The following is a 22,953-nucleotide window of genomic DNA, read 5'->3' as shown; positions in this document are numbered from 1 at the left end:
CTCACGCCAAACGAAGGATATAGGCGACATGCCCGATCCCGCCACCGCCCTTTCGACCCCGGTCGGCCCCGTCGAGGCGGCGATCCGGCAGCGTCTGGCGGCCGATCTCACGCCGACGTCGCTCGTGGTCGTCAACGAAAGCGCGTCTCACGCCGGGCACCGCGGCGATGACGGCTCGGGCGAGTCCCACTTCCGGGTCGAGATCGAGGCGCCCTCGTTCGCGAAGCTCTCGCGGGTTGCGCGCCAGCGGCTGGTCAACCGGTCCCTGGCCGACCTGCTCGACGGCCACATCCATGCGCTCGCGATCCGCGCCCGCGCGCCTGGAGAAGCCGCATGAGCTATCGGCTCTGGTACTGGCCCGGCCTCCCGGGACGCGGCGAGTTCGTGCGGCTGACGCTCGAGGCGGCCGGCATCGCGTACGAGGACTGCGCGCAGACCCGCGATGCGCAGGCGCTCCTTGCCGACATGGCGTCGCGCAGCGCCCGGGCGCCGTTCGCGCCGCCCTATCTGGAAGCTGACGGCGTCACGATCGCGCAGGTCGCGAACATCCTCGCCTATCTGGGTGAGCAGCATGATCTGGTGCCCAGCGGCATCGCCGACCGCTGCTGGATCGACCAGCTTCAATTGACGGTCACCGACATGGTGGCAGAGGTGCACGACGTCCATCACCCCGTGGATCCCGGCGCCTATTACGACGAGCAGAAGCCGGAGGCGGCACGCGCGGCCGAGCAGTTCCGCGAGACGCGCATGGCCAAGTTCCTGGGCTATTTCGACGATGCGATCAGCACCAGCCCCGGACACTGGGTGATCGATGACCGCTGGACCCCTGTCGACACCTCGCTTTTCCAGCTGGTGGAGGGTCTGCGCTACATGTTCCCGCGCCGGATGGCGGCGATCGAGCATGAGTATCCGGCGTTGATCGCCGTGCGGGACAAGGTCGCCGAGCTGCCGGGCATCCGCGCCTATCTCGCGAGCGGACGGCGGCAGGCGTTCAACGAGGACGGCATCTTCCGCCACTATCCCGAACTCGACGGCGAGTGACGGACGCCGCGCCGGCCCGCACGCCGCGTCCGGCGGCGCGCATCCTCCTGGTCGATGCCGCGGCCCGCGTGCTGCTGTTCCGGTTCGTGGTGCCGGGTCGCGCACCGTTCTGGGTGACGCCGGGTGGTGCGCTCGATCCGGGCGAGAGCTATCCGCAGGCCGCACGGCGCGAGCTACGCGAGGAGACCGGGATCGAAGCCGATCCGGGGCCGGAGGTCGCGCGGCGGCTGGTCGACTTCGTGTCGGTCGAGGGCGTTCCCGTCACCGCCGACGAACGCTATTTCCGCATCGACGTGACCGCCGCGAAGGTCGATCCCGCGGGCCATACGGAGCTCGAACGCCGCGTGATGACGCAGTGGCGCTGGTTCACCCCGACCGAGCTGGCCGCACACGATCCCGACGCGGACGGCGCCATCTACCCTGTCGACCTGGCGGCGATGCTGGCGCAGACGAGCGGCGCGGACGAGGGAGAGAGCGGATGAAGCCGATGCCGTTGACCCGTATCGCGCTGCCCACCGGCGTCGAGCTCGACGTCGCGCTCGCGGGTGATCCGGCCAGACCTCCCATCATCCTGCTGCACGGCTTCCCTGAGTCGCACCGAACGTGGCGACACCAGATACCAGCGCTCGCGACCGACCATTATGTGATCGCACCCGACCAGCGCGGCTATGCGCGTTCGTCCAAGCCCGACGGCGTCGCGACCTATGCGCCGGACAGGGTCGTCGGCGACGTCATGGCACTGGCGGACCATCTCGGGCTCACCCGGTTCACGCTGGTGGGACACGACTGGGGCGGCGCGATCGCGTGGATGGCGGCGCTGGGCCGGCCCGACCGGGTGGAGCGGCTGGCGATCGTCAACGCGCCGCACCCGTACCTCTTCCAGCGCGCGCTGTTCGACGATCCGATCCAGCGCGCCGCCAGCCAGTATATCACGCGCCTTCGCAAGACGTCGCTCGATGGAGGAGTGACGGGCGCGGGGCTCGAGCGCATCTTCTCCTCGACCTTTACGCAGCACGTCGCGACGGCGATCGTCGGCGAGGATAAGGCGGCGTATCTCGACGAATGGAGCCAGCCCGGCGCGATGACGGCGATGCTCAACTGGTACCGCGCAAGCCAGGTGATCGTTCCCGCTCCCGGCGAGCAACCGCCCCGTCCCGCCTTCCTCGACGCGCCGTTCCCGCCGGTGACGCAGCGGACGCTGGTGATTTGGGGGATGGACGACAAGGCCCTGCCGCCCGGCCCCAATCTCGACGGGCTGACGGCGCTTGTGCCGGACCTGACGTTGGAACGACTCGACGGCGTCGGCCACTTCGCGCCATGGGAGGCGCCCGATCGCGTCACCGCCGCGCTGCGGACCTGGCTGGAGCGAACGGTACCGACCGCCCGGTAGCCGGCGCGCGCCGGCCCTCAGGCCTGGGTTCGGCGTGCCACCATACAGAGCTGTCGCAGCTGGCCGCGCAAGCTCGGGCCCTGAAGCTGCGCGTCGACGCCGTTGTAATCCTCGGTCTTCAGCACCTTGGTGATTTCGGCAATCGTCGAGCATTCGCCGTCGCGGGCAAGTTGAAAGGCACGCTCGAGCAGATTGAGGCCTTGAGCCATCGGGCACTCCCTGGAAAACGAACAATTGTTTCTATTACGTGGCCCCTGTCTAGGCGGGATCGGCCGCGCCGTCACCTGTCCCGTTCACGTTCCAACGCATCATCCTCTCCCCTCAACGGACGCGCGAGCAGGGCGCGGACGATCGCACGGGCCTCTTCGCCGGCCAGCAACCGGCACACGGCCGCCGTGACCGGCATCTCCACGCCCGCCGCCGCCGCCGCGGACAGGAGAACGGGCGCCGTCGCCGCGCCCTCCGCCACTGTTCGTCGATTGGCGAGCAGGTCGGCCGCGCGCTCGCCGCGACCGATGCCGACGCCGAGCGAGAAGTTGCGCGACTGGACGGAAGAGCAGGTGAGGACGAGGTCGCCCAGGCCCGCAAGGCCGGCCAGGGTCTCCACCCGCGCACCGCGCGCGAGGCCGAAGCGGCTCATCTCGGCGAACCCCCGCGCGATCAGCGCCGCGCGCGCGTTGCTCCCCAACCCTGCGCCCTCCGCCACGCCGCATGCGATGGCGAGCACGTTCTTCACCGCCCCGCCGATCTCCGCGCCGATGACGTCGGTGGAGGTGTAAGGCCGCAAGGTCGATCCCGCGAACAGCGCCGCCAGCCGCTCGGCGACCGCGAGATCGCCATGCGCGACGGTCGCGGCGGTCGGCAGTCCGCGTGCCACCTCGCCTGCGAACGTCGGCCCGGACAGGACGGCGATCGGCCGGTCGGGGCAGGCGGCGGCGGCGACCTCGTGCATCAGCCGGTGGCTGCCCGCCTCGATACCCTTGGCGCAGAGGATCAGTGGCGTACCTCCGCGCGGCAGGCTCGCCAGCACGGCGCCGAGATGCTGCGCAGGGACGACGGCCAGCAGTGCATCCGCCGCGAACGCCAGCTCGGACGTGACATGGATGCGCCGGGAGAGCGTGACGCCTGGCAGATAGGCTGCATTCTCGCGCGTCTCGCCGATCGCCGCCGCCAGGGCGGGATCTCGCGCCCACAGCGTGACCGGATGGTGCGCCGCGAGGAGCTGCGCGAGCGCGGTCCCCCAGGCGCCGGCGCCCAGGACGCCAATCACGCCTTCACCCCCGCCCCGCGCACCGCCTCCGCCGCCGGGTCGAGCGGCCAGCGCGGGCGGGCCGGCACGTCGAGCGGATCGGTCAGCCCGGCGGCGAACCGCTCCGCCCCGGCCCAGGCGATCATCGCCGCATTGTCGGTACACAGCCACAGCGGCGGCGCGACGAAGCGCAGTCCGTGCTCTTGGGCCAGCCCCGCCATAGCCGCCCGGACCGCACCGTTGGCGGCGACGCCTCCCGCGACGACCAGCGCGGTGACGGCGCCGGCTTTCGTCAATGCGCGGCGAGTGCGATCGACCAAACAATCCACGGCCGCCGCCTGGAACGACGCGGCGAGATCGGCGACGGCGTAGTCGCCGGCAGCGCGTGCGACCGCGCTCTTGAGGCCTGCGAACGAGAAATGCGGCTCGGCCGATCCCACCAGCGGCCGCGGCAACGGCACGGCGCGGGCGTTTCCTTCAAGCGCCGCACGTTCGACCGCTGGCCCGCCGGGATAGCCGAGACCGAGGAGCTTCGCCGTCTTGTCGAACGCCTCCCCCGCCGCATCGTCGATCGTGGTAGCGAGCCGGCGATAGCGCGCGACTCCCGCCACCAGCAGCAACTGGCAATGGCCACCCGACACCAGCAGCAGCAGATAGGGGAAGGCGAGGTCCGGGTCCGACAGCCGCGGGCTCAGCGCATGGCCCTCCAGATGGTTGACCGCGACCAGCGGCTTGCCGGCGGCATGCGCGAGCGCCTTGCCGGTGACGAGCCCCACCATGACGCCGCCGATCAGCCCCGGCCCGGCGGTCGCCGCGACCGCATTGATATCGGCCAGCGTGACGCCCGCGTCCGCCAGCGCCGCGGCGACGAGCGGCTCCAGAGCCTCGACATGCGCGCGCGCCGCGATCTCCGGCACTACGCCGCCGAACGGCGCATGCGCGGCCTCCTGGCCGAGCAGACGGTGCGCGAGGACAAGCCGGTTACCGGTGACGAGCGCGGCGGCCGTCTCGTCACACGAGGATTCAAGGCCGAGGATCAGCATGGCCCTCCCCCTAACCTCTCGACAGGCGCATGTCCCCCGTTTCCGATCGTCCACTCTTTAGCCCCATCCCTACCGCTCACCCTGAGCTTGTCGAAGGGCTGCCCTTTCTTCTACCGCGTGCGAAGACGGGCAGGGCTTCGACGAGCTCAGCCTGAACGGGGTGTGGGACTCCGAACGGAGGATGGGTGGACGTTCGGTTCCGATTGGGCTCCCGCGGATCGCCGCTCGCGCTCGTGCAGGCCAACCTCGTCCGCGACGCGCTCGCCGCCGCGCACGGTTGGGCGCCGGAGACGATCCGCATCGTCGTCATCCGCACGACCGGTGACCGGGTGCAGGACCGGCCGCTCGCCGAGATCGGCGGCAAGGCATTGTGGACCAAGGAGCTGGATCGGGCGCTGCTGACCGGCGAGGTCGATGCCTGCGTCCACTCGATGAAGGATGTGGAGACGGTCCGCCCCGCCGAGATCAGGCTCGCCGCGACGCTGCCGCGCGCCGACACGCGCGACCGGCTGGTGGGGGCGCCCTCGATCGCGGCGCTGCGACCCGGCGCGGTGGTGGGGACGAGCTCGCCTCGGCGACGGGCGCAGCTGCTCGCGCGGCGGCCCGATCTGACGGTCGTCACCTTCCGCGGCAACGTCGACACGCGGCTGGCGAAGCTCGCGGCGGGAGAGGCGGACGCGACGCTGCTCGCCGCCGCCGGACTCTTGCGACTCGGCCGCGACGACGTGGGCGTGGCGATCGACGACATGCTACCCGCCCCGGCGCAGGGAGCGGTGGGGATCGAGGTTCGCGCTGACGACGTGTCCGCACGCGGGGCAGTCGCGGCCATCAACGATCCGCGCACCCACGCCTGCGTTCTGGCCGAGCGTGCGCTGCTCGCCGCACTCGGCGCCGACTGTCACTCGCCGGTCGCCGCGCTGGCGACGATCGCAGGCGATCGATTGACGTTGCGAGCCGAGCTGCTGGCCGAAGACGGCTCGGCGCGGGTGGAAGACACGATTGAAAGCAATGCGGGAGAGCCGCTCGGTACGCGCCTCGCCGCCAACCTGCTGGCCCGCGCGCCCGAGCCAATCCGCCGGCTGTTCGTACCGCCGGCATCATGAGCCGCCCGGTCGCCATCCTGCGGCCGGAACCCGGCAACGCCGCCACCGCGGCGCGAGTGGAGGCGAGCGGCTGGACCGCGATCCGCCTGCCGCTGTTCGAGGTGCATGGCCGCGCCTGGCAGGCGCCCGATCCGGCCGAGTTCGATGCGCTGGTGCTGACCAGCGCCAACGCCGCCCGCCACGCCGGAGCCGAGATCACGAAGCTCGCCGGCCTGCCGGTACTCGCGGTCGGGATCGCGACCGCGGATGCGGCGCGCGAAGCAGGGTTGCACGTCAGTCTGACCGGAACGAGCGATGCGGCGAGCCTGCTAGCCGACGCCCGCGCAATGGGCGTGTCCCGTGCGCTCCACCTCGCTGGGCGCGACCGGCTGGCGACGTCGCCTGCGATCACGCACACTATCACCGTCTACGCCAGCGATGCGCTAGATCACGATCCTGTCGTGACCCGCGAGCTGTCCGGTGCGGTGGCGCTGCTCCACTCCCCTCGAGCGGCACGGCGGCTGGCCGAACTCGCCGACGCGGCCGGCCTGAACCGGTCGGGCGTACGACTAGCTGCCCTTAGCGCCGCCGTCGCGCGAGCAGCGGGTGCAGGCTGGGACACGGTCGCGGTGGCCACAACGCCCGACGACGCCTCGCTTCTGGACGCGGCACAATCCGTGCTCGGTTGACCCGCGGCGCGTCGCCACGGATAGTGCGGCGATGAGCGACGCTTCCGCCTTCGCCCCGACCAGCGACCGCGTCCCACGGCGCGACCGGACGCCGCTGATCGCCGCCGCGATCCTGCTCGCCTTCGTCGCCGGACTGGCGATCATGGCCTTGCTCAGCGCACGCTACCATTGGAGCGGCGCATCAGCGACCGGCGCATCGGCTACGCCCCGGATCGTCGCGCCGGTCGTCGTCCGGCCGGTGATGCCGGCGCCGCTGGTCGCGACCGATCCGGCGACGCTGGCCGGACGCGAGACGCTGCTCGCGGCGCAGCTGTCCGCGATCGAGGCACGCACCGCCAGCGTCGGGGCGGACGCCGCCACCGCTTCGGGCAAGGCAAGCCGGGCGGAGGCGATGCTGATCGCCTTCGCCGCGCGCCGCGCAATCGATCGGGGCTTGCGGCTCGGCGCGCTGGAGGCGCCCCTGCGAGCACGGTTCGGCGCGGCGCAGCCGGAGGCGCTAGGCCTGATCGTCGGCGCCTCGCGCAATCCCTTGACGCTGGAGGACCTGCGCGCGGCGCTGGAGCTGCTGTCCACCAACCTGGTCACCGGCGGCGACGGCTGGTGGTCGGGACTGCGGCATGAACTCGGCTCGCTGATCGTGATCCACCGTGCGGGTACGCCCTCGCCCGCGCCCGGCGACCGGATGACGCTCATCCGGCAGCTGGTCGACGCGGGAAAGGTAGAGGCGGCGCTGGGGGAAGTGCGGCGGATGCCGGGCGCGGACGACGCGGGCAACTGGATCGCCGCCGCGCGACGCTATGTCGACGTCCACCATGCGCTCGACACGATCGAGACCGCGGCGATCGAAGGTCAAGCGGTTCCCGCCGCCCTACCTGCCGCGCCGCCGCCGGAAACGGCCGACACGGCGGCCGTCCCGCCGGCCGCTACGCACTGAGCCGCTCGATCAGCGCGACTGCCGCCGCGGGCGCGCGGACCTTCGCGCCGTTGATGACGAACACGAACGTCTCGCGCGGCCGCGCCTCAGGCGGTGCGGCGACGACATAGGGGAGCCCGTCGGGCGCGCGTCCTGCCGCCCACTCACGCATTCGGCCCGCCCAGTCGGCGAGCGTTGCCGGCGCGTAGCCGTGCGGGTGCCGCTCCTCGGCATCCTCCAGCCGAGCATAGACGAAGTCCGCCGTCACGTCAGCGATAGCCGGGTACTCCGCCGAAGCTGCATACACGATCGCCACGCCGGCCTTACGCGCCATCGCGACGAACTCGGGGACGGCGAAGCTGTCGTGCCGCACCTGCACCGCGTGGCGCAATGCGACACCGTCGTGCTTCGTGGGCAGCAACTTGAGGAACGCGTCAAAATCATCCGGGTCGAACCGCTTGGTGGCCATGAACTGCCACAGGATCGGGCCCAGCCGATCACCCAGTTCGACAATCCCCTGCCCCACGAACCGCGCGATCGACTCGCCCGCGTCGGCGAGCACCTTGCGATTGGTGCAGTAGCGCGAGGCCTTGACCGCGAACACGAAGCCGTCGGGCACCGTGTCGCGCCAGCCGGCGAAGGTCGCGGGCTTAAAGCCGCTGTAATAGGTGCCGTTGATCTCGATCGCCGTCAGCTGGCGCGAGGCATAGTCGAGTTCGCGTTTGTGCGGCCATTTCTCGGGAAAGAACACGCCGCCTCGCCACGGCTCGTAGGTCCAGCCGCCGATACCGACCCGGATGGGAGCGACGGTCATCGTCCCAGCTCAGCCTGCCAGCGCCTTCTTGAGCAGCTCGTTGACCACGCCCGGATTGGCTTTGCCGCCCATCGCCTTCATCGTCTGACCGACGAAGAAGCCGAACAGCGCCTCCTTGCCGCCGCGATACTGGGCGAGCTGGCCAGGGTTCTTCGCCAGCACGTCCGCGATCACCGCATCGATCGCGCCGGTGTCGCTGGTCTGCTTCAGGCCACGTTCCTCGACGACCGTAGCCGCGTCCTGGCCGGTGTCGAGCATCGCCTCGAACACCTGTTTGGCGAGACTACCCGACAGCGTGCCGTCAGCGACCAGCGCCAGCAACCCGGCGGCCTGCGCCGGCGCGACCGGACTGCGCTCGATCGGCAGACCCAGCCGGTTGAGCGCGCCGAACAGCTCGCCCGTCACCCAGTTGGACGCCGCGCCCGCCGCGGCCCCCGCCTCCAGCAGCGCATCGAACCAGCGCGCCGCCTCCACCTCCGCGGTGAGCACGCCGGCGTTGTAGGGCGTGACCCCAAGCCCCTCGTACCGGCGGCGCTTGGCGTCCGGCAGCTCGGGCAGGCTCGCCCGGCAGTCGGCCAGGAACCCCTCGTCAAGCTCCAGCGGCAACAGGTCGGGATCAGGAAAATAGCGGTAATCGTGCGCGTCTTCCTTCGACCGCATCGAGCGGGTGACGCCGCGGTCCGGATCGAACAGCCGCGTCTCCTGCACGATCGTGCCGCCATCCTCGATCACCGCCACCTGCCGGCGCGCCTCATGCTCGATCGCGGCCATCACGAAGCGGACCGAGTTGACGTTCTTGGTTTCGGTGCGAGTCCCCAGCTCGTCGCCGGGCCGCCGCACGGAGACGTTGACGTCGGCGCGCATGGAGCCTTCCTCCATGTTGCCGTCGCAACTGCCGACATAGCGCAGGATCGCACGCAGCTTGCGCAGATACGCGCCGGCCTCGGCCGGTGAGCGCATGTCCGGTCGGCTGACGATCTCCATCAGCGCGACGCCGGAGCGGTTGAGGTCGACATAGGAGCGGCTGGGATGCTGGTCGTGCATCAGCTTGCCCGCATCCTGCTCGACGTGGATGCGCTCGACGCCGATCATGCGGACCATCTCGCCGTCCTCGATCTCGAGCGATCCCTCCCCGACGAGCGGGTGATAGAGCTGGCTGATCTGGTAGCCCTGCGGCAGGTCGGCGTAGAAATAGTTCTTGCGGTCGAACCGGCTCCACGGGTTGATGGTGGCGTCGATCGCCATGCCGGTGCGGACCGCCTGGCGGATGCATTCGCGGTTCGGGACGGGCAGCATGCCCGGCATCGCGGCGTCCACCAGGCTAACCTGCGTGTTGGGTTCCGCGCCGAAGGTGGTCGAGGCGCCGGAAAACAGCTTCGCCTGGCTGGCGACCTGCGCATGGACCTCGAGCCCGACCACCACCTCCCAATCGCCGGTGGCGCCGTGGATGCGGAAGGGAGCGGTTGCGTCTGCCATGGTCACGTCTCTGCGAGGGTTAGCCTCCGCAGGATAGCGCGGTTCGCCGCGGCGGTCGCGAGTAATCGACTACCGCGGCGGGGCCAATCAGCTGGGGAGCGCAGCCACGTCGACCTTCTCGACCCAATAAGGGAAGAAGGCGGGCTGACGCGTCGACCAGCCGGAAGCCGTCGCGGCGGCCTCGCTGATCGACTGGAGCAGCTTGCGGCGCAACTCGGGATGAAGGTGCGGCAAGGAAGCCGCCGAGCAGAAGGCGGCCGGGAGCCAGGGCCGGATTTTCGCGCCGATCAGCCGCTCGTACAGGAAGCGGAAGGCCGAAAACGTCGTGAGGCGCCCTTGTCCGAGGTCGAAAGCCGCGACCGCGATGAGCGGACCGATGAGCGGCTCCACGGCATCGAGGCCGCTATCGTCGGGGATGTTGGACCGGATGTCGGGCAACCGCGTATAGATGCGTGCCTGCGCACTGATGCTCGCGGCCTCCACGACGTCACGCGACCAGCGAACCATCGCATCCTCGCGGTCCAGTCCGATATCGAGCGCACGGCGAACATACCGCTGCGTCGCGGCGGGGAAAGCCGCAAACTCCTTCATCTCGGCCAGTGTCATCGCGCCTTCGGCCGGCTTCATGCGTGCGCCCATCGTTCCGCTCCCGAATGGTTACCCTCCGACGGTGATGCGCCCGGATGGTTAACACCACCCTTAACGCCAGCCCCGACATTCACAAAAGAGCCATGGATGTTGGTGCAGCGCAACATTGCTGCGATGAACGGAGTCTTCGGGGATCAATCGATCCCGCGGTGCGACTTGCCGCCACAGGTGACATGTGGCGGGCGATATTTCAGCGGGATGCTTCTCCATCTTCGTCGAAGCCGGAGGAGGCCGGCGGCTCGGTGCTGCTGCCGGGGATGGTCGCGGAGATCGGGTCGGACGCGTCCATCGACTCGTCTAGACCATTGTCGAGCTTCGCCTGCTCGTTAGCCGGATCCTTCTCCAGCCGACGTTGGATGGACTCATCCTGACCGGCGTCCTGCCGCGGATCGCGCTCCTGATTTCCCGCGCTGGGCGGCGGCGCGACAGACAGGCTGTCCGTTCCCGTGTCGGTCTGAGTGGCGTCTGGCATGAATCTCTCCCTCGAAAGCTGCTCATCAACGCCTCGTCATACTGGCCCGTTCCGAAACGAAAAGGGCCCGGCGATCTCTCGCCGGGCCCTTCGATGCCATCGTCTATCGATCAGTTGCGGTTGCCGAACAGCCGCAACATGAACAGGAACATGTTGATGAAGTCTAGGTACAGGCTCAGCGCCGACATCACGACGACTCGGTCCTCATTGCCGGTACCCGCCACCTGGAAATACAGGTTCTTGGTGCGCTGCGTGTCATAGGCAGTCAGCCCCGCGAACAGAAGCACGCCGACGACGCTGATGACCGGATTGAGCACCGGGAACCAGATCGCCAGGATCATCGCAACGAACAAGCCGACCAGCCCGACGATCAGGAAGGTGCCGAACGCCGACAGATTACGGCCGGTCGTATAGCCATAGATGCTCAACCCAGCGAAGCCCGCCGCCGTGGCGAAGAAAGCACCCGCGACCGACGTGCCCGTGTAGGCGGCAAAGACGGTCGACAGCGACAGGCCCATCAGGATCGCATAAGCCCAATACAGGGCCTTCAGCGTGCTCGTCTGCATCCGCGCCTGGCCGAAGCTCATCGCAAACACGATCGCGAGGGGCGCGAAGGTGACGATCCAGCCCAACCCGCTCGGGCGGCCGGTATTCGGGTTGAACAGCAACTGCATGTAACCGCTGAGCGCGAAGACCAGCGCGACGACGCCGGTCAACAACACGCCCGACGCCATCATGTTGTACACGGACAGCATGTAGGACCGCAGTCCCTCATCACGCACGTCGCTCACCGGAACGCGAGCGGCCGAACCGAACGGGCTGTTGGTTGGGCGCGTCGTGCCGGGACGGGGATCTGACCAGTTGGCCATCGAAACACTCCTTGGGTTCCAGCCGACAGGCCGGAATGATCGCGATATCGGCTTCGATCCGGCCAATTTCAAGCGAAACCGCTTGTCGGAACCCCGGGCCGGGACGGTAGGGTGCGAGCGATGCATCGCCTGTTCGTCGCGCTTCGCCCGCCTCCCGCTATCCGCTCCGCCCTGCTGTCGATCGAGGACGGCGTCCCGGGTGCGCGCTGGCAATCGGACGAGCAGCTGCACCTGACGCTGCGCTTCATCGGCACCGTCGACCGACCGGTCGCCGAGGACCTCGCCGCCTGTCTCGCGCAGGTCGTCGCGCCTGCGGTGCAGGTGTCGCTGGCCGGCGTCGGCCGCTTCGACCGGCGGGGCGCGACGGACGCGTTGTGGGCCGGGGTCGCGCCGCATAGGCTGCTGGCGCATCTGCACCGCAAGGTCGATCAGGCCTGCGTCCGCGCCGGCGTGGCGCCGGAACGACGCGCGTATCTGCCGCACGTGACGCTCGCGCGCTTCTCCCGCTCCGCCGGGCTCACGCCAGCGATCGATCGATGGCTCGCCGACCATGCCGGGCTGGCGAGCGCGCCGTTCGATCTCACCCATCTGGTGCTCTACGAAAGCCATCTGGGTGGTGAGGGCGCGCGGTATGAGGCGGTCGCGCGCTGGCCGCTGGACTGATCGGCTACCGCGCCGCGAAGACGCCGCAGGCGATGCGCGCGCCGCTGTTGCCGGCAGGATCGGTCATCAAGTCGTCGGCACCGGCGTGGATCATCATCGCCGCCCCGTCCGCGTCCATCAAGGCCGCGACGCTCGCGCCCGGCACGACGACGCCGATGATGCCATGACCGTCGCTGCCGACGATCAGATTGGGCAGGTCGCCCTCATGCGGTCCCTGCGGGTTCATCGCGCCGTGCTTCGCGCCCGTCGGGTTCCAATGTCCGCCGGCGGTCTGGAAGTCCGGCCCGTCGCACAGGCCGACAGTGTGGATATGCGCGCCATGCGTGCCCGGCGGCAGCGCGTGCGCGTCGAGCGTTACGCGCATCCCGCCGGCGACGTCGCTCGCCGTCGCGCGGCCGACCTCGATACCCGCGGCGTTGTGAAGCACCGCCACCGCATGGGCACCGCCCGCGAGCGGCGATCCGGTCTGCGGGTGGGACCGGCATCCGGCCAGCGCGAGGACCAACGCCGCGCCGACCACCGCCGCTCGCATTACCGCAACCCGCATGACCCGTTCCTTCAGTGACGTCGCCGTTCGACTGCCGCTCGCACCCTAGGCACGGTCTGTCGGAGCAGCAACCGTTCAGCACGCAAGCGGTCAGCGAAGCCGGTACAGCAGCCCTAGCCACAGCGTACGCGGCGTCGCGCGCTCGATGATGCCCACGCCGCTGGTGCCCGCCTGCACCTCCTCGTCGAACAGATTCTCGCCCCGCACCTCGACCGCGACACCGTGCGAGAGCGGCATCGCGGCGCGGGCGTCCAGCGTCGTTTCGGGCGCCAGCGCGCGGCTGTTCTGATCGTCGTCGAATTGCGAGGAGGCGTGGCGCACCGTCGCCGACAGCGAAGGCCCATTGCGGCGCGCCCACGCCAAGGTAGCCGAGATCTGGTCGAGCGGCGTCTGCGCGGGGCGCAAGCCGTCGAGCGGCGCAGCGATGCCGGACCCCTCCACGCGCGCCGAGCTGTGCGCCCAGGATACCTGCGCACTCACCTGGCCGACCGTGTAGCGCGCATCAACCTCCACGCCCCGCGAGCGGATCGCGTCGAGGTTCTCGCGCACCCGATAGGCGCCGCCGGCCGTGACGACGCCCACCACCGGGAACGTTCCCGGCCCCTGCCCCATCGTCACGTTCACGATCGGGTTCGTCAGGCGATTGTCGAACGCGGTCGCCGACAGGGTGAGGCGCGGCAGCGGGATCAGGTCGATGCCCGCTTCATAGCCGAACTCATGCTCCGGGTTCAGCGCAGGGTTGGCAGCGGTCGCGTCGGCGCCGACGCGGAACGACCGGTACAGCTCGTTGAGCGTCGGCAATCGCCAGCCGCGATAGACCGCGGCGCGCAGCGTCACCAGCTTGACGACCTGCCAGGCGATGCCGCCGCGCCCGCTCGGCTCCGTGCCGGTGCGATCGGGATAGCGCGTGTCCGTCAGCGCGGGTCCGCCAGCCAGCGCCCGCTCGTTCAGGAAACCGTCCGCGATCCGCCACGCATCAAGCCGGCCGCCGAGGTTGAGCGTCACCGGGCCCAACGTCGCGCTCGCATCCGCGAAGCCGCCCGCCGTGCGGCTGTCGCCGCCCGCCTCGCGGCGCCGTGTCGGCAATCCGGCGACATAGGTGTACAGTTCCTCGGTTTCCCCGGAGAGCGCCCGCACGTCGGCTCCCACGCGAAGGTCGATGCCGTGGCCGATCGGCGGCACGATCTCGAGCCGGCCGCCGAGGCCCGTGGCTGGCGTGTTGTACTGGTCGAGCGTCTCGGTCGCCATCGTGCGCGCGGTGTTGATCGACACGAACTGGTTGGCGAGGCTGCGCGCCTGGACATAGCCGAGCAGCGACCAGCCCCAACGCCTCCGATCGACGAGCCTCAGGCTGGCATCCGCGCCGTCGCTGCGGATCGCGCTATAGGCGGTGCCGCGCTCGCGATGGTCGGTGAAGGCGTCGACATTGGCCTGCAATTCCGTCCGCGACGCCACGCTCACTACCGCGCGCACCGCGCCCGAGGCCTCTTCATAGGGGCTGGGCCGATCCACCGGGCCCTGCTGGCTCGGGACGGTCGGCGTGAAGCCGTCGCCGCGCGCATAGGCGCCGGAGATGGTCGCAAAGCCGCCGTCGCGCACCAGCGCGGCCGATCCCTGCGTATCCACCGATCCGCGGCTGCCGCCGTCAGCGCGCAGGTCGAGCACGTCGAGCTGGTCGGGCGTGGCGCTGTCGATCTCGACGGTGCCGGTGAGCGCGCCGGGTCCGAAATAGCCCGATCCGCCGCCGCGCGTAACCCGGATGGCGCCCAGCCGGCCGGTGGCGTACGCCGGGAACGCGATCCAGCCGCCGAACGGATCGGCCTGCGGTACGCCGTCGAGGATCAGCAGCGCCCGGCTCGACGCATTGCCGCCGAGCCCGCGCAGCCCGATCCCCTGGCTGGTGGGATTGGCGGACCGCGAGTCGGATCGGCGGAATTGCTGGAGCCCGGCCGCGTCCGCCACCACGTCCTCAAGCCGGTCGGCGGCATCGCCCTCGATCCGCGCACGGTCGATGGTCACGACGTCATAGGCGCGTGCGCCCGGCTGCGTGGGCAGGCCGCGACCGGTGACGACGATGTCAGCGGGCGCGCCCGCGTCGGACACAGGCTCTTGCGTCGTCGTCACCTGAGCCACGGCCGGCGCTGCGACTCCGCCGGCCAACAGCGTCGCCGCGATCGTTGCTGTCTTCAACCATGGTCCCCGTCTCGCCGAGCCGCCGCCTTACACTGGCGGCGCTGGATGGCGACGATCCTTTCGATCAGCCCTGATCGAGAGTGGGGTTGATGAGGTATTTCTCGCCCGTCGCGCGGCGTGCGTAGGCGGCGAGCACCTCGGGCTTCAGCGCGTCGGTCAGCGAGATCTCGGCGGTGTAGCGGCTGGCGAAGGTGGTGGTCAGCTCGTCCGCGACCCGCTGCCGCATCCGCTTCGCGTCCGCCGGCGCGATCTGCGCGAGGAAATAGGTCAGCAGGAAGCCACCGATGCCCCAGGCCATGCCGACGTTGCGGCCGATCCGCGTCTCGGCCATGTCGAGCACGCCGTAGATATAGACCTGCTTCTGCACCGGCGAGCCGTACCGGCTGTACGCGCCCGGCTTGCGCAGCAGCGCGGCCTCCATGCAGCCGATGATCTGCCCCGCGAGCTGCCCGCCGCCGACCGCGTCGAAGGCCAGCGTCGCGCCCGTCGCCTCCAGCGCGTCGGTCAGCGTATCGAGGAAACCGTCCGCGGTGCTGTCGACCACATGCGCCGCGCCGATCTCGCGCAGGATGTCCGCCTGAGCCGAGGAGCGCACGATGTTCACCAGCGGCACGCCGTCCGCGATGCAGATGCGGTTGAGCATCTGGCCCAGGTTCGACGCGGCGGCGGTGTGGACCAGCGCCGTATGACCCTCGCGCCGCATCACCTCGACCATCGATAGCGCGGTCAGCGGATTGACATAGGCCGACGCGCCCTCCCGCGCGGTGGTGCCGTCAGGCAGGACCAGGCAAGCGCCGGCCCGGATGACGCAATACTGCGCGTACATCGCACCGCCCAGCACGGCGACGGTCCGGCCGATCAGGTGGCGCGCGTTCTCGCCCGCATCGATCACCGTGCCGGCGCCCTCGTTGCCGACCGGCATCGACTCGTCCAGCCGCGCGGCGATGGCGATCAGGCGCTTGGACGGGACGTCGGCGACTATCTTTGGCCGCCCGGCGCCACCCTCCGCGCGGATCGTCGCGACGTCAGCCGGCCCAAGCAGCAGGCCCAGGTCGGACGGATTGATCGGTGCCGCCTCGATCCGCACCAGCACCTCGTCGGAGCCAAGCGTGGGAACAGGCACATCGACCAGCGACACTTCCAGTCTGCCGGCGGCTGTGACGAGCGAGCGAAGCTCGAGCCCGGAGGTGATCGTCGTGCCAGTCATGCTGCTCTCCCGTGCCGATCCTTGTCGGTCGGTCGCTTCCTATACCCCCTCCGCCTCCGCGCCAGCCCCGATCGTCGAGCGACCGCGCAACGGGGTGCCCGGCGCGGGCAAGAAGCTGCGCGCCAGCACCTCGAAGCGGCGATCGGTTCCGACCCGTATCTCGTTGAACGCCGGCGGCGCGCCGCGAAGTCTGCGGGACAAGGTGCCGGCGCCGACCAGCCGTACCGTCCGGTCGCCCCGCTCATACGCCACGTCAAATGGGAAATGCACATGGCCGGACAGCACCATGTCCGCACCGGCGTCGGCCAGCGCCGCCAGCGCCGTTATGCCGCCATGAGTCTCCCCCTCCTCCGTCCGGCCTGCCGCTAGCAGCGGATGGTGCGCGGCGACGAGGATCAGGTCGCCCGCCGGCGCCGTCCGGATCGTGGCGAGCGCCTCGGCGAGCGATCGGCGGCTTACCTGTCCGCGCGACTGGTCGATCCGCCACTGCAACCGCGCGACCGTCCGCAGCGGGACCACCGTCACACCAGGCAGCGCCAGCGGCCGCTCGATCATCCGCTCCAGCGCCAGATAACGGCGGTAGGGGCGGACAAGCCGCCCGATCGGGTCCGAGTAATAGGGTATGTCGTGGTTGCCGATCTCGACCGTCGTCGGCACGCCTAGCGCGGCAAGCCATTCGCCGCCGCGCGCGAACTCGTCGGCGCGGGCGCGCATCGTCAGATCGCCGGTCATGATGACGGCATCCGGCCGCTCGTCGGCGACGCAGGCGGCGAACCAGTCGATCGCGGCGCCGTCCTCCGCGCCGAAATGCACGTCGCTGACGTGGAACAGCTTCATGCGCGCGACAACGCGGTCTCGTCGGAAAAGAGCCGGCCGCACACGCTGCGGCCGGCCTGATCGGTCACGCGAAGAGCTTCGCCGCGGTCTTCGCCACCTTCTCGCCTAGATAGCGCGCGGCCGCGAGCTCCTCGGCATGTGGCTGCCGACTGCCGTCACCTGCAATCGTGCTCGCACCATAAGGCGATCCGCCGACCACCTCCTCGACCCCCATCTGGCCCTTGAAGCCATAATCCAGGCCGACGATCGTCAGGCCCTGATGCAGCAGGTTGGTGAGGATCGAGAACAGTGTCGTCTCCTGCCCGCCGTGCTGGCTGCCGGTGGACGTGAACGCCGCGCCCACCTTGCCGACCAGCGCGCCGCTGAACCACAGGCCGCCGGTCGTGTCCCAGAACTGCGCCATCTGCGCGGGCATGCGGCCGAAACGGGTGGGCGCGCCGACAATGATGGCGTCGTAGGCGACCAGCGCGTCGGGGCCCTCGATCACGGCGTGGGCGGTGTCGGTCTTGAAGTGCGCGGCAGCGACGACGGCGTCGGGGGCCGTTTCGGCGACACGGCGGATGTCTACCTCGGCGCCACCGGCGCGAGCGCCCTCGGCGACCGCGTCAGCCATCTGCTCGAGATGGCCATAGGAAGAATAATAAAGGACGAGGACCTTGGTCATGATGGCTCCTTCCAGAGAGTAGATGAGGGATCAGTCGGCGTCGACGAGGACGATCTCGCTGTCCTCGGTCGCGGTGATGGTCACGGTGCCGGCGGTGAGCCCGACGCCATCCCGGGCGGCGATCGGCATGCCATCCACCTCGATCGCGCCGATCGCGGGCACCAGATAGGCGTGACGCCCCTCGCCGACGCTGTGGGTCACGCTCTCGCCCGCCTTCAGCGTCGCACCGAGAACGCGCGCATCGGCACGGATCGGCAGTGCGTCGTCATCGCCGGCAAAGCCGCTTGCGAGCGTGACGAAGCGACCAGCACGATCACCCTTGGGGAACGGACGGGCGCCCCAGTGCGGCTCGCCGCCGCGGACTCGGGGTTCGATCCAGATCTGGAACAGCGTCGTCGGCTCGTCCTCGACGTTGAACTCGGCATGGCGGACGCCGTCGCCCGCGCTCATCACCTGGACGTCGCCGGCGCCCGTACGGCCCTGGTTCCCCATCGAGTCCTGATGCGTGATCGCGCCGGAGCGGACGTAAGTGATGATCTCCATGTCGCGATGCGGATGCGCGGGGAAGCCCGTCTCGGGCGCGATCCTGTCGTCGTTCCACACGCGGATGCTGCCCCAGCCCATCCGGGCGGGATCATGGTACGCTGAGAACGAGAAATGATGCCGCGCATCGAGCCAGCCGTGATCGGCATGGCCGAGCGTTTCGAAAGGACGTTTGTCAATCATCGCGTCAACTCCTGTGTGTCAGGGATATGGTCGGCAGCGTACCAAGCGTAAATGGAAACGGTGGAAACCGATCGTTTCAGCCGCTACCGTCCTGGCAGGGGTGGTCGGGGAGTGTGGGGCATGCGGTTACCCGATCTGGAGGCATGGGCGATCTTCGCCTCGGTCGTGGAGCATCGCTCGTTCTCGGCCGCGGCGACCGCGATCGGCCTGTCGAAGGCGACCGTGTCCAAGGCGGTATCGCGGCTGGAGACGCAGCTCGGCCAGTCGCTGTTCCACCGCACGTCGCGCCGGCTCGCGCTGACGGAGGCGGGCAAGCCGCTCGCCGAGCACGCCCGTCGCCTGCTGGCCGAGGCACATGCGGCGGAGGAGGCGGCGCGTGCCGGCGCCAGTTCGCCTGCGGGGCGGATCAGGCTGGCCGCGCCGATGAGCTTCGGCGTGACGCATCTCGCGCCGTTGCTGGCGGAGTTCCTGGCGGCGCATCCCAAGGTGCAAATCGAGCTGCACTTGTCCGACGCCTATGTCGACATCGTCGCGGAGGGGATCGACGTCGCGCTGCGCATCGGCGTGCTGGCCGACAGCAGCCTGCGCACGCGCCGCCTGCGCGACGTGACGATCCACGTCGTCGCGGCGTCGGCCTATCTGGCGGTTCACGGCATGCCCGCGCATCCGGCGGACCTCGCCGGCCATGTGCTGCTCGGCTATTCCTATTCCAACGGACCGTGGCGGTTCACCCAGCCGCGCGAGGACGGAACCAACGAGGAGGTGTCGGTGCGCACTGACGGGCCGCTGTCCGCCAACAGCGGCGACGCCCTGGTGCCCGCGTTGATCGCCGGCCTGGGCATCGCGATCCTGCCCGACTTCATCGTCGATGCCGCGATCCGGGCGGGAACGCTGGTGCCGATCCTGACAGACTGGACGACGATCCGGCCGGCGCTCCACCTGCTGACCCCGCCAAGCCCGCTTCGGCCCGCGCGAGTCGAGGCGCTGATCACGTTCCTGGCCGAGCGGCTGCGCTAGCCGTGTCGCCCGTGTCGTCACCGGGCTGGGCTTGGCCCGCGCGATCTGCCACGACCTGTCCGTGATCGACCCAGCACCTTCCGCCATATCGCTCGCGTCCGCCGGTCGCCTGCGCCGCGCACGCCTGGCACCGGACGACGCCGACTCGCGCTTCGTGCGCCGGGTGATCATCGTGATCGTGGTCATCGCGCTGTCGGCGGCGCTGTACCGGATGGGCGACCTGCTGATCCTGGCGTTCGGCGCGATCCTGGGGGCGATTGCGATCCACGCCATCGCCGACCTTTATCGCGGCCGGCTTGGCCTGAACCCGCGGCTGGCGCTCGGCGCGGGGATCACCACGGTGCTCGCGCTGCTCGGCTTCCTGTTCTGGCTGTTCGGCATCCAGTTCGGGCAACAGATCAACACGCTGGTGGCCCAGTTTCCGTCGCTGCTCGGCCAATTGTCGCGCTGGCTCTCGCAATCGCCGATGGGCGCGAAGCTCGTGAGCGCGGTGAACTCCGCCTATGCCGGCTCCAAGGTCGCGCGGGACCTGTCGGGCCTGGTGCTGGGCGGCGGCGAACTGGTGCTCAACTTCCTGCTGCTGCTGGTCGGCGCGCTGTTCTTCGCTGCCGATCCGGGCGTGTACGAGCGCGGTTTCGTGCTGCTGATCCCGCCGTCGAAGCGGGACGCGATCGAGGACGCGCTGTTCGATGCCGCGGCGACGCTGAAGCTGTGGCTGCGCGCGCAGCTGATCCAGATGACGACGATGGGCGTCCTGATCGGGCTGGGCCTGTGGTTCACGGGCGTGCCGTCCGCCGCTGCGCTGGGCCTGCTGGCGGGCCTGTCCGAGTTCATCCCTTATGTCGGCCCCACCGCGGCGATGCTGCCGGCACTGGGCCTCGCCGCGACCGCCGGGACCGGGCCGATCCTGGGAACGCTCGCCACCTATGCGCTGGTTCGCGTCGTCCAGTCGAACTTCATCACCCCTTTCGTCACCAACCGGGTGATCTCGATCCCACCTGCCGTCACCTTGTTCGCGATCCTGGGCATCGGCGCGGTTTTCGGCGTGTTCGGCCTGTTCTTCTCCGCCGCGCTGCTAGTGGTGATCTTCACGTTGGTGCGCAGTCTTTACCTTCGCGAAGTGCTGGGCGAGGCGATCCCCCATGCCGATCGCGCCACCGCCGCCGTGTCGATCCCACCAGCCGATTAGGGCGAAATTAACCTTTCCCGTTCAGAAGTCGTGTGGTTAATTGATCTTGCTGGGCACGCGACGGAACGACCGGGCGGCCGCGAACGGGGGAACTGCCATGCGCGTGCTGCTGATCGAGGACGAGCCCACCACCGCCAAGGCGATCGAGCTGATGCTCACGACCGAGGGCTTCAACGTCTACACGACCGACCTCGGCGAAGAGGGTTTGGATCTCGGCAAGCTGTACGACTACGACATCATCCTGCTCGACCTCAACCTGCCGGACATGCACGGGTACGACGTGCTGAAGAAACTGCGCGTCGCGCGGGTGTCGACTCCGGTCCTGATCCTGTCGGGCGTCAACGAGATGGACAGCAAGGTCCGCTCGTTCGGCTTCGGCGCAGACGATTATGTCACCAAGCCGTTCCATCGCGAGGAGCTGGTCGCGCGCATCCAGGCGGTCGTCCGCCGCTCGAAAGGCCATTCGCAATCGGTGATCCGCACGGGCAAGCTGGCGGTCAACCTCGACGCCAAGACGGTGGAGGTCGACGGCAGCCGCGTGCATCTGACGGGCAAGGAATATGCGATGCTGGAGCTGCTCTCGCTCCGCAAGGGCACGACGCTGACCAAGGAGATGTTCCTCAATCATCTCTATGGCGGGATGGACGAGCCCGAGCTCAAGATCATCGACGTCTTCATTTGCAAGCTCCGCAAGAAGCTGAGCCTCGCCTGCGACGGTGAGAACTATATCGAAACGGTCTGGGGCCGCGGCTATGTGCTCCGCGAGCCGGACGAGGTGGTGGTGAGCGCAACGCAAGTGGCGTGATATTACGCAGGTCCTAATCGGCTTTATGGATGCTTGTTTTCGGAGGGCGGATTGCAAGAGATGAAAGCGTACCGCTTACGTTGACTACTCGGGCATTCAGCACCGTATTCTTCTACGATTTCTACGATGGCAGCCTGCCAACGAGTCGTGCAAGCTTGCCTTGGGAGTTCACGTCGGTCTTGGCATAGATGTGCTTCGCCTGACTGCGAACGGTTTCGGAGGTGACGCCCCGGCGCTCGGCGATGGTGGCGATCTTCTCTCCCTGCGCCAGTGCGAGCGCGACCGATACTTCCGCCACGGAGAGGCCGTACAGCTCGGTTAAAGCGCGTCGGGCGGCGTCTCCGGGAAGACGTGTGAGGTCGTCCAGGTGGATCAGGGCGCCGCTTGCTGTTTCGGGGCCCGCCGGAAGGATGAACAACAGCAGCGGTCGCGCCGGTTCCTTCCGGGGTATGTGGAAGGACGTGGGTCGGGGCGCTCCGCGATCGATCAGCGACCGTACGGATGCGCGTACTCCGGCATCGAGGCCATGACCCACGAAGCTTAGACGTCCCTCGTGCAAGCACAATCCGTCGCGCCGATCCAGATATGGACGGGCAGTCTCGGAACATGCCGCCACGCGCAGGTTCCTGTCCACCAGCAGCACCGCCTTGCCCATCGCGTCGAGCAGGGCCAACTCGCCTCGATCCCGCTCTCCGATAGAACCGAGGCGGGACCGCAACGTGAGGACACGTTCCACATGGGGGCGGATGACACTCAGCCGTTCCATGTCGGCGGAGTCGAACGCACGGTCGCCGCCAGCCCGATGCACCGCGATGATCAATCGCGGATCGCGCTTCGACGATACGTAAGCGAGCAAGCGGGACGTGTCGTCGCCGATCGGACGGAACAGCTGCTGGTACATGAGCGACCGCTCGACCTCGCTCGGGGGTATCAGGGCATCGCCCCGGATCACGCCGGGCCCGGCCATGTCGATGATCGGCAGCCATGGATCCGCCCCTACGAACTCGGCGAAATAATTGTGGACCTCCTTTGCCGGCCAGTAATTCATCAGGTCAAGCGACACGTCGGTCACAGGATCACGCCACCGAAGCTGCGCCGAGCGGGTACCGCACAGGCCGGAGATAATATCGGCTAAGTCATACAACGACTTATCACAATCTATCGCCGAATAAAGACGGTCAAGTTCCACCACTCTGCTGCCCCCATGATCGTAGACGCATCAAGCGACTGGAAGTCGCTTTACTCACATATCCTCAACTCGTCGCTCGCTTGTTGACATAAGGCATCACCCTTCGGGGTGATGCCTTATGCTCGGCTTGTGAACTACGAGGCTCTCCGATCGGAAGCCTCCACTCGTCGCGATGTGGACGGGCCAAGACGTTAGAGCGGATCAGTCGGCGCCCGCGGCGCTTGACCGAG

At 69.0% G+C, this 22,953-nt stretch carries 26 protein-coding genes; 11 read left to right on the top strand and 15 right to left on the bottom strand.

Features of this window, described 5'->3' with window-relative positions:
- Positions 1-28: 28 nt before the first annotated feature.
- Genes ACFE65_RS06295 through ACFE65_RS06280 form a run of 4 tightly spaced genes read left to right on the top strand, consistent with a single transcriptional unit; the run spans position 29 to position 2,431 of the window.
- The gene (locus ACFE65_RS06295) at positions 29-337 is read left to right on the top strand and encodes a BolA family protein (RefSeq protein ID WP_375381496.1); all 309 of its coding nucleotides are present in this window, start codon (positions 29-31) and stop codon (positions 335-337) included.
- Positions 334-1,041, top strand: coding sequence for a glutathione S-transferase (locus ACFE65_RS06290; protein ID WP_375381495.1), 708 nt, complete (start codon positions 334-336; stop codon positions 1,039-1,041). Before ACFE65_RS06295 ends, ACFE65_RS06290 begins: the two co-directional genes overlap by 4 nt.
- Entirely contained in the window at positions 1,038-1,523 is a 486-nt protein-coding gene (locus ACFE65_RS06285) for an NUDIX hydrolase (protein ID WP_375381494.1), read from the top strand. The genes ACFE65_RS06290 and ACFE65_RS06285 overlap by 4 nt, the downstream gene beginning before the upstream one ends.
- Positions 1,520-2,431, top strand: a complete 912-nt coding sequence (locus tag ACFE65_RS06280) for an alpha/beta fold hydrolase (protein ID WP_375381493.1) — start codon at positions 1,520-1,522, stop codon at positions 2,429-2,431. The genes ACFE65_RS06285 and ACFE65_RS06280 overlap by 4 nt, the downstream gene beginning before the upstream one ends.
- Before the next feature lie 17 nt (positions 2,432-2,448).
- Here the strand turns inward: ACFE65_RS06280 and ACFE65_RS06275 are convergent, their stop codons facing one another.
- The 3 genes from ACFE65_RS06275 to tsaD all read right to left on the bottom strand — a co-directional run bounded on the left by ACFE65_RS06275 (position 2,449) and on the right by tsaD (position 4,723).
- Positions 2,449-2,640: a hypothetical protein gene (locus tag ACFE65_RS06275; protein WP_375381492.1), complete on the bottom strand. Its 192-nt coding sequence runs from the start codon at positions 2,638-2,640 to the stop codon at positions 2,449-2,451.
- Between the two features lie 71 nt (positions 2,641-2,711).
- Positions 2,712-3,701 (bottom strand): NAD(P)H-dependent glycerol-3-phosphate dehydrogenase, encoded by a 990-nt coding sequence (locus tag ACFE65_RS06270; RefSeq protein ID WP_375381491.1) that lies wholly within the window; start codon positions 3,699-3,701, stop codon positions 2,712-2,714.
- Positions 3,698-4,723, bottom strand: coding sequence for a tRNA (adenosine(37)-N6)-threonylcarbamoyltransferase complex transferase subunit TsaD (gene tsaD / locus ACFE65_RS06265; protein WP_375381490.1), 1,026 nt, complete (start codon positions 4,721-4,723; stop codon positions 3,698-3,700). Before tsaD ends, ACFE65_RS06270 begins: the two co-directional genes overlap by 4 nt.
- Before the next feature lie 185 nt (positions 4,724-4,908).
- Here tsaD and hemC point away from each other — a divergent pair, with 185 nt between their 5' ends.
- From hemC to ACFE65_RS06250, 3 genes are read left to right on the top strand one after another with little or no spacing between them, the layout of a single operon-like run.
- Positions 4,909-5,826 carry a hydroxymethylbilane synthase gene (hemC, locus tag ACFE65_RS06260; protein ID WP_375381489.1) on the top strand — a complete coding sequence of 306 codons (918 nt, stop codon included), beginning with the start codon at positions 4,909-4,911 and terminating at the stop codon, positions 5,824-5,826.
- Complete coding sequence (locus ACFE65_RS06255) at positions 5,823-6,494, top strand: uroporphyrinogen-III synthase (protein ID WP_375381488.1); 672 nt, start codon at positions 5,823-5,825, stop codon at positions 6,492-6,494. The genes hemC and ACFE65_RS06255 overlap by 4 nt, the downstream gene beginning before the upstream one ends.
- 31 nt (positions 6,495-6,525) lie before the next feature.
- Positions 6,526-7,428: a hypothetical protein gene (locus ACFE65_RS06250; protein ID WP_375381487.1), complete on the top strand. Its 903-nt coding sequence runs from the start codon at positions 6,526-6,528 to the stop codon at positions 7,426-7,428.
- On the opposite strand, the gene ACFE65_RS06245 is transcribed toward ACFE65_RS06250, so the two are convergent.
- The 5 genes from ACFE65_RS06245 to ACFE65_RS06225 form a co-directional block, all read right to left on the bottom strand.
- Positions 7,418-8,221, bottom strand: a complete 804-nt coding sequence (locus tag ACFE65_RS06245; protein WP_375381486.1) for a DUF72 domain-containing protein — start codon at positions 8,219-8,221, stop codon at positions 7,418-7,420. The genes ACFE65_RS06250 and ACFE65_RS06245 overlap by 11 nt on opposite strands.
- 9 nt (positions 8,222-8,230) lie before the next feature.
- Complete coding sequence (gatB, locus tag ACFE65_RS06240) at positions 8,231-9,697, bottom strand: Asp-tRNA(Asn)/Glu-tRNA(Gln) amidotransferase subunit GatB (RefSeq protein WP_375381485.1); 1,467 nt, start codon at positions 9,695-9,697, stop codon at positions 8,231-8,233.
- 87 nt (positions 9,698-9,784) lie between these two features.
- Positions 9,785-10,336, bottom strand: coding sequence for a hypothetical protein (locus ACFE65_RS06235; RefSeq protein WP_375381484.1), 552 nt, complete (start codon positions 10,334-10,336; stop codon positions 9,785-9,787).
- 199 nt (positions 10,337-10,535) lie between these two features.
- Entirely contained in the window at positions 10,536-10,817 is a 282-nt protein-coding gene (locus ACFE65_RS06230; RefSeq protein WP_375381483.1) for a hypothetical protein, read from the bottom strand.
- Between the two features lie 110 nt (positions 10,818-10,927).
- Complete coding sequence (locus tag ACFE65_RS06225) at positions 10,928-11,686, bottom strand: Bax inhibitor-1 family protein (RefSeq protein WP_375381482.1); 759 nt, start codon at positions 11,684-11,686, stop codon at positions 10,928-10,930.
- Positions 11,687-11,806: 120 nt separating this feature from the next.
- Between ACFE65_RS06225 and thpR the strand changes: the two genes are divergently transcribed.
- Entirely contained in the window at positions 11,807-12,349 is a 543-nt protein-coding gene (gene thpR / locus ACFE65_RS06220) for an RNA 2',3'-cyclic phosphodiesterase (protein ID WP_375381481.1), read from the top strand.
- 4 nt (positions 12,350-12,353) lie between these two features.
- Here the strand turns inward: thpR and ACFE65_RS06215 are convergent, their stop codons facing one another.
- From ACFE65_RS06215 to ACFE65_RS06190, 6 genes are all read right to left on the bottom strand, one after another.
- On the bottom strand, positions 12,354-12,896 hold the full coding sequence (locus ACFE65_RS06215; RefSeq protein WP_375381480.1) for a superoxide dismutase family protein: 543 nt from the start codon (positions 12,894-12,896) through the stop codon (positions 12,354-12,356).
- Positions 12,897-12,986: 90 nt separating this feature from the next.
- Positions 12,987-15,020 carry a TonB-dependent receptor gene (locus tag ACFE65_RS06210; RefSeq protein ID WP_375381479.1) on the bottom strand — a complete coding sequence of 678 codons (2,034 nt, stop codon included), beginning with the start codon at positions 15,018-15,020 and terminating at the stop codon, positions 12,987-12,989.
- 133 nt (positions 15,021-15,153) lie between these two features.
- A complete protein-coding gene (locus ACFE65_RS06205; protein WP_375381478.1) occupies positions 15,154-16,296 on the bottom strand; it encodes a zinc-binding dehydrogenase in 1,143 nt (380 codons plus the stop codon).
- A gap of 39 nt (positions 16,297-16,335) precedes the next feature.
- A complete protein-coding gene (locus ACFE65_RS06200) occupies positions 16,336-17,133 on the bottom strand; it encodes a metallophosphoesterase family protein (protein ID WP_375381477.1) in 798 nt (265 codons plus the stop codon).
- A 64-nt stretch (positions 17,134-17,197) separates the two neighbouring features.
- Positions 17,198-17,797: an NAD(P)H:quinone oxidoreductase gene (wrbA, locus tag ACFE65_RS06195; protein ID WP_375381476.1), complete on the bottom strand. Its 600-nt coding sequence runs from the start codon at positions 17,795-17,797 to the stop codon at positions 17,198-17,200.
- 30 nt (positions 17,798-17,827) lie between these two features.
- On the bottom strand, positions 17,828-18,523 hold the full coding sequence (locus tag ACFE65_RS06190) for a pirin family protein (RefSeq protein WP_375381475.1): 696 nt from the start codon (positions 18,521-18,523) through the stop codon (positions 17,828-17,830).
- A gap of 120 nt (positions 18,524-18,643) precedes the next feature.
- On the opposite strand from ACFE65_RS06190, the gene ACFE65_RS06185 reads away from it, so the two are divergent.
- The 3 genes from ACFE65_RS06185 (at position 18,644) to ctrA (ending at position 21,534) form a co-directional block, all read left to right on the top strand.
- The gene (locus ACFE65_RS06185) at positions 18,644-19,540 is read left to right on the top strand and encodes a LysR family transcriptional regulator (RefSeq protein WP_375381474.1); all 897 of its coding nucleotides are present in this window, start codon (positions 18,644-18,646) and stop codon (positions 19,538-19,540) included.
- Positions 19,541-19,571: 31 nt separating this feature from the next.
- A complete protein-coding gene (locus tag ACFE65_RS06180) occupies positions 19,572-20,729 on the top strand; it encodes an AI-2E family transporter (protein WP_375381473.1) in 1,158 nt (385 codons plus the stop codon).
- Between the two features lie 97 nt (positions 20,730-20,826).
- Positions 20,827-21,534 carry a response regulator transcription factor CtrA gene (gene ctrA, locus ACFE65_RS06175; RefSeq protein WP_375381472.1) on the top strand — a complete coding sequence of 236 codons (708 nt, stop codon included), beginning with the start codon at positions 20,827-20,829 and terminating at the stop codon, positions 21,532-21,534.
- 121 nt (positions 21,535-21,655) lie between these two features.
- Here ctrA and ACFE65_RS06170 read toward each other — a convergent pair whose 3' ends face one another.
- Entirely contained in the window at positions 21,656-22,723 is a 1,068-nt protein-coding gene (locus ACFE65_RS06170; protein WP_375381471.1) for a helix-turn-helix transcriptional regulator, read from the bottom strand.
- Positions 22,724-22,953: the final 230 nt, after the last annotated feature.

It is taken from the genome of uncultured Sphingomonas sp. (genome assembly GCF_964237335.1).
Taxonomy (GTDB): Bacteria; Pseudomonadota; Alphaproteobacteria; order Sphingomonadales; family Sphingomonadaceae; genus Sphingomonas.
Note: the sequence above shows the minus strand (reverse complement) of the source record. Positions and strands in the feature narration are given on the sequence as shown.